4 protein-coding genes are annotated in these 5,855 nt (G+C 43.7%); all 4 read right to left on the reverse strand.

All coding sequences use genetic code 11. The features are described 5' to 3' along the window. On the reverse strand, positions 1 to 1,860 hold a 1,860-nt coding region (locus IQ229_RS10125; RefSeq protein ID WP_194043345.1), incomplete at its 3' end, for a PAS domain-containing protein. Positions 1,861 to 1,911: 51 nt separating this feature from the next. Further along, on the reverse strand, positions 1,912 to 2,055 hold the full coding sequence (locus IQ229_RS23895; protein WP_228013361.1) for a hypothetical protein: 144 nt from the start codon (positions 2,053 to 2,055) through the stop codon (positions 1,912 to 1,914). A 42-nt stretch (positions 2,056 to 2,097) separates the two neighbouring features. Further along, positions 2,098 to 4,047, reverse strand: coding sequence for an APC family permease (locus tag IQ229_RS10130; RefSeq protein ID WP_194043346.1), 1,950 nt, complete (start codon positions 4,045 to 4,047; stop codon positions 2,098 to 2,100). A gap of 626 nt (positions 4,048 to 4,673) precedes the next feature. Then, positions 4,674 to 5,750 carry a PIN/TRAM domain-containing protein gene (locus IQ229_RS10135; protein WP_194043348.1) on the reverse strand — a complete coding sequence of 359 codons (1,077 nt, stop codon included), beginning with the start codon at positions 5,748 to 5,750 and terminating at the stop codon, positions 4,674 to 4,676. Positions 5,751 to 5,855 lie beyond the last annotated feature (105 nt).

The raw sequence follows: 5,855 nt of genomic DNA on the forward strand, positions 1-5,855 counted from the left end.
GTGTTGTCTGCGTATCTTACCCGCTAAAAGTTCTTCTCGCGTATAACCCACCATTTCTAAAAAAGCCTCGTTCGCCTCAGTAATGTAATCAGGAGTGGCGAACATAATGCCAATAATGTTGGAATCAACTAAGCGCCTTAATTGAGTTTCGCGCTGGCGCAAATCATTTTCTACTTGTTTGCGTTGGGTAATATCTTGGGTAGTACCCATCATTCGTACTGGCTTACCCTCGGCATCATAAAAGACGCGACCTTTAGCAGCAATCCAATGAATACTACCATCAGACCAAAGGGTGCGGTATTCAATGTCACACTCAACATTTTCCTCAAGAGAGCGGGCGATCGCTTCATGAATGCATTGGCGATCTTCTGCATATACACTGTTGAGGAAAATCTCAAAGCTGATTTCGGCTTCTAGAGACACTCCAAACAGCTGCCGACATTTGTCTGTCCAAATTACCTCGTTGGTAGTGATATTCCAAAACCACATACCCAGTTCAGCAGCATTAGTAGCCAACCGAATCCGTTCTTCACTCTCGCGCAGATTTGTTTCAATTTTTTGACGTTCCCATAGCGCAGCTTGCTGTTCGGTAATATCAGTACTCGCACCAACTACCCTAACTACCTGACCATTTGCATCCCGGACTGCAAACCCCTGGTCTTCCACCCACAAATAGCGGCCATCTTTGTGACGCACTCGATACTCAATCCGATAACGGTTTCCATTGGCCATACTAGCCATGAATTGGTCGTTAACTCTTTGTTGGTCATCGGGATGAATGCGTTCTTGCCACCACTGGAAAGTAGGTTCAGTTTCTTGTTGTGTGTAGCCAAAAACCTGGGTTAGACCTTGAGTTCTTTCCACAGTATTTCTGCCAATCTCCCAGTCATAGATTAGGCAATTAACCGCCGCTGCTGCTAGCTCAAACCTTTCATTACTTTGCCGCAAGGAAATTTCTATGTGTCGTCGCTCTGTAATATCAAAAGCAATCCCCAAAAGATATTGCGGCAATCCACCAGCAGTTCTGCTGTGTAAAGTGTCATAGCTACAAAACCAGCGCCACTCTCCATTGGCGTGTCGAATTCGGTATTCAAAGCTGAGGACTTCACCCTGATGAGTAGAATTAAATTGTTCAAGATAGCTAGGGAGTCGAGCCAAATCTTCAGGGTGTAGAAGTTGGACAAATAACTCCTTTCCCATTGCCTGGATTTCTGCTGGTGTGTAGCCCCAACCTTGAGCAATTTCGTAATTAACGTAAGCATTTCGCTGCTCAATTAGGTCATAAATGTAGAGTATTCCCGGAAGAGTGCCAGCAATTTGTTGAAACAGACGTTGACTATCCCACAATGCCTGAAATTCATCTGCATCAACTTGTTGAGTATTTTGTTCGCAACTACAGTCATCCTCGAACTGGGCGTACTTAGATGCCGTAACATCTGAAAAAGTTGTGACGATCGCATACAGATTACTTGCTTCAGTTTGAAAAAGAGGTTGCGAGGACAACAATAGCCAGACTAGCTCACCATTTGGCTTATAAAAGCCACACACCACATTTAAGCAAGGTTTACCTGTATTTTGGGCAACGATCGCAGGGTGAGTTTCACTGAGTAAAGGAGAGCCATCTTCATGAATAAATTGCCACTTGGGATCGAGCAAATTTTGCCCTACAAGCTGTTGTGGGGTCAGTCCCAAAATGCGATCGCTAGCGGTATTGCAAGCCTGGATAGTGCCATCAGCCAACTGAAGCACCATTCCTTCTTCTTTGCTGGCTACTAGCGAAGAATTTGGCTTTTTACTAACTTGCCGATGCAGCAGCTTGTGATTAGCCAGCTGGTTGTGGAACTTTTCCGCGTCTGGCATTCTAAAAAGTTAAATAATTTTAAAGTTAATCTCAGATTGAGCGGCTCATATTTACATAAATTTTAAGGCAATTTCTTCAAAATTGAAGTAAAAGCTGCGATCGCTACTTCTATCACCTAAACAGTGCTGAGTGCTGAGTGCTGAGTAATGAGTAATGAGTAACGAGTGCTGAGTAAAAAAAAGTAATAATCGCACTCTGCACTCCTAAATCAGCACTCCTAAATCAGCACTCCTAAATCAACCCCCAACATGAATAGCAGGTCGCATATCGGGATTCTTTTCAGCCCGACGCAGTACTTCACGGGTAACTACAGCAATGTCACCTTCACCAAACAAGATAAAACGCAATAGGTATTGTATGGGATTTCCCTCAGCCCAGCCGAAGTAAGCATGGGGAATCTTACCTGTTTGGTCGCGAATGTAAAGTAGTAAAGCTGCGATCGCATTCGGGACTGCTGCACTTTCAGCCCGGAGGATGCGATAGTCACCAACTTGTACCCCTTTTACGCTGATCACATCCGCAAATTCCGAAGCATCGGATACATGAATTTCTAGAAACAGAATTGGAGCGTTGGCTGGAATATGATTGTCTTCGCGTACCTCTTTCTCTTTCATAAAATACTCTAGGACATCGCCCGTATTCAAGCGATTTGCAATCAGTCGTATTGTTCCCTGGCTATCTTCGGCAAGGAATTGACCGGCAAGTTCGTCAACTTCAATCCGCTCTGCTCGCAGTTCTGTTGAACGCCAAACACGAGAAACCAGCGAGGTAAAAATGATCGCACCGATGAAAAACCCAGCAATCCTAATCCCTTCTGGTCTTTCGATGATATTAACAATGGTGGTATATAAAAATAACAGTGTAATGATGCCAAAAACGAGTCTTGCCCGCTTCTGTCGGTGACGGTGGGCTGATAAGGTGACGGCAAAGGCGGCTGAGGTGATCAACACAAGCACACCAGTTGCGTAAGCTCCACCTTGGGCTTCTACATTTGCTTTGAAGATAATTGTGACAACAAAAGCGATCGCTGTGTAGACTAACACCAAAGGTCGCGTTGCCCGTGCCCAATTGGGTGCCATACCATAGCGTGGTAGGTAGCGAGGCACGATATTTAACAGCCCTGCCATTGCAGATGCACCTGCAAACCACAAAATAGAAATAGTACTTAAATCGTAAATTGTGCCAAAGCCATTGCCCAAATAAAAATGTGCTAAATAAGCAAGGGCGCGTCCGTTAGCTTTGCCCCCCGATGCAAATTCTGCGGTTGGAATCAGTAGAGTGGTTATAAAACTGGTGGTAAGCAAAAAGAAGCTCATAATCAGAGCAGCAGTGGTGAGCAACTTGCGTGTATTCCGAATCCGCCCTCTGGGATGCTGCGAAGTGCTGTTACTGCTACCTTTAACCAGGGGCATAACGGTAACACCAGTCTCAAAACCTGACAATCCCAGCGCGAGTTTGGGGAAGATGAAGAGAGAAATGCCGATTAGGATCAAAGGATTGGAATGGCGAGCAAAAAGTGCAGTTTGCCAGTTAGCGATCGCTTCTGTGTGAGTTAATATCTGATACACACCAACGTCAACAACAATGAAGTTTAACAGCAGATAAACTCCCACCAAAACTACTGCAATCCCAATGGCTTCTCGGAAACCTCTTAAGAAAACTGCACCTAGTAATGTAACTAATATCAGGGTAACTGCGATCGTCTGATTGTGAAGCCAAATTGGTGTCAGCGGATTTTCGATGATATGGGCTGTGGCATCAGCTGCTGACAAAGTAATTGTAATAATAAAGTCAGTTGCCACAAAGCCAAGTAAGCACAATACAAGTAATTTGCCTTGCCACCAGGGAAGTAAACGCTCTAACATTGCGATCGACCCTTCCCCATAAGGGCTTTCGGCAGCAATACGCCGATAGATTGGCAATGCTCCAAAAAGCGTCAGCAAAACCAGAATCAGGGTAGCTATAGGAGAAAGAGCGCCAGCCGCTAGTGCTGCAATCCCTGGTTGATAGCCAAGGGTCGAGAAATAATCTACACCAGTCAAGCACATCACCTGCCACCAAGAATGCTGGCGATGTGGTTCTTCTTTGCGGTAAGGGCCTTCTTTCTCTCGTCGTTGGTCTTCTTCAAGCAACCAATGGATTAACTGGCTGCCGAGCCGTTTTGTTGAAACAATTGATTTAGCCATCAAATACGGTTGTGTTGCAAAAGTCGGCTTTGTAATTTTTTTAAGCCTTCGTGGTTTATTAAAATTTTTAACTACAAAGGCATAGCACTATTATTGTATGTTAAGCATCCTGTCCGATTTACAAAATATATAGCAGCTGTTCGTAGTCGTCTACCAGTTCAAGAGTCGTAATTTACCTTAAGCAGACAAATTCAAATTTGGTGCAACAAAATATATTTACAATTGCTGGGACACGACATGAATTTGCAGTTATTAGACTTTGGTAACAACCAACTGAAGTATTTTTGAGAACACCTGAGCTTTTACCTTTGGCAGTGTTAAGCAGTACAATTGATCCAAAAGTTATACTTAACGAAGTGGCACGGTAAATTAACGGTATTACAGAATTAAGAAATCAAAGTAATATTGCTGCTTCTACGGTGATTTTAGCTGGCTTAGTATTAGATAAAGAGGTTATTAAACGATTTTTGAGGTTAGATATTATGCACGAATCAGCGATTTATCAATTGAGCAGTTACAATATTTACAGGCAACTGAGTCTTGTGAGTCCAATCAATAAATAATCGGTGCAGTTAACCTGCACCGATTACCAAGTGTCACTCGAATTGAACAAACATCCCATTGTTTCACGCCAATGCTGAAGCTTGGGGTTTGGCAAAAATCATTCTTCCTGCTGTAGTTTGCAAAGCACTGGTAACTACTACTCGCAGTTCACCACCCACATAACTGCTACCTTCTTCAACAACTACCATTGTGCCGTCATCTAGGTAGCCAATGCCTTGACTGGGTTCTTTGCCTTCCTTGAGGATTTTTAAATCCAGGTTGTCGCCTGGTAAATAACTGGGACGGACGGCATTCACTAAATCATTCACATTCAAAACAGGTACTTTTTGAACACTGGCGACTTTAGACAAGTTGTAGTCGTTGGTTAGCAGTGTGCCGCTGATTTCTTGGGCGAAGCGTACTAACTTGGCATCCACTGTGGGAATATCTTCGTAGTCAACTGTATTAATTAGGATGCGATCGGGATAATCTTCCTTAATACGGTTGAGAATTTCTAGTCCTCGTCTTCCCCGCACCCGCTTTTGATCTTTGCTAGCATCCGCTACTTGTTGAAGTTCTTGCAAGACAAACTGTGGTACGAGAATTTGCCCTTCCAGAAACCCTGTTTCTAGTAAGGCTTCAATACGACCATCAATAATACAGCTAGTATCTAGAACTTTGGTATTGGCTGGTTTTAATGTTCCTTCCACTACCATTGATTCAACGGTGTTGGGATTAATGAACCGCAGTAAGCCTCGCCCGTGGGTGTCTGCCAAATTCATGCCAGTGACGGAAAGGATGATACTACCGACAACTGCCACCAATGGCTTAATAAATACAAAATCCGCCGGGATAGGAAGCAAAAATAGTGGGGCTAGCATCAGGTTGGCTAGTAATAGCCCAATCACTAAGCCGATCGCACGAGTTAAAATCACTTCCAGAGGCATTTCTTTGACTTGTGATTCTAGGCGACGATATGTCGTCTGGAAACTCAGCCCGATCGCACCACCAATAATAGCGGCAAAGACGGCAACAACTAAGCGTAGAGCTTCTAGATTCGTTACCTGATCTAGCGCTCCATTGGGCAGTAGTTCAATGCTGTAGAACCCTATTCCCGACGCTGCTAGGATAAATGAGAAAATAATAATGGCGTCAAGCATGGTTGTCTTGTTTTCCTGCAACTGTGTTAACCGATAAAATTAAGTATTTTTTATTTCATCGGTAAGATAAACTCATCAATATTGACTTACACTAAGGGTTTAGGC

Source organism: Nostoc cf. edaphicum LEGE 07299 (genome assembly GCF_015207245.1).
Taxonomy (GTDB): Bacteria; Cyanobacteriota; Cyanobacteriia; order Cyanobacteriales; family Nostocaceae; genus Nostoc; species Nostoc edaphicum_B.

What these genes read in the sequence shown, in the direction of transcription:
- IQ229_RS10130 (WP_194043346.1), bottom strand. Translation starts at nt 4,047, where the DNA reads ATGGCTAAATCAATTGTTTCAACAAAACGGCTCGGCAGCCAGTTAATC.
- IQ229_RS10135 (WP_194043348.1), bottom strand. Translation starts at nt 5,750, where the DNA reads ATGCTTGACGCCATTATTATTTTCTCATTTATCCTAGCAGCGTCGGGA.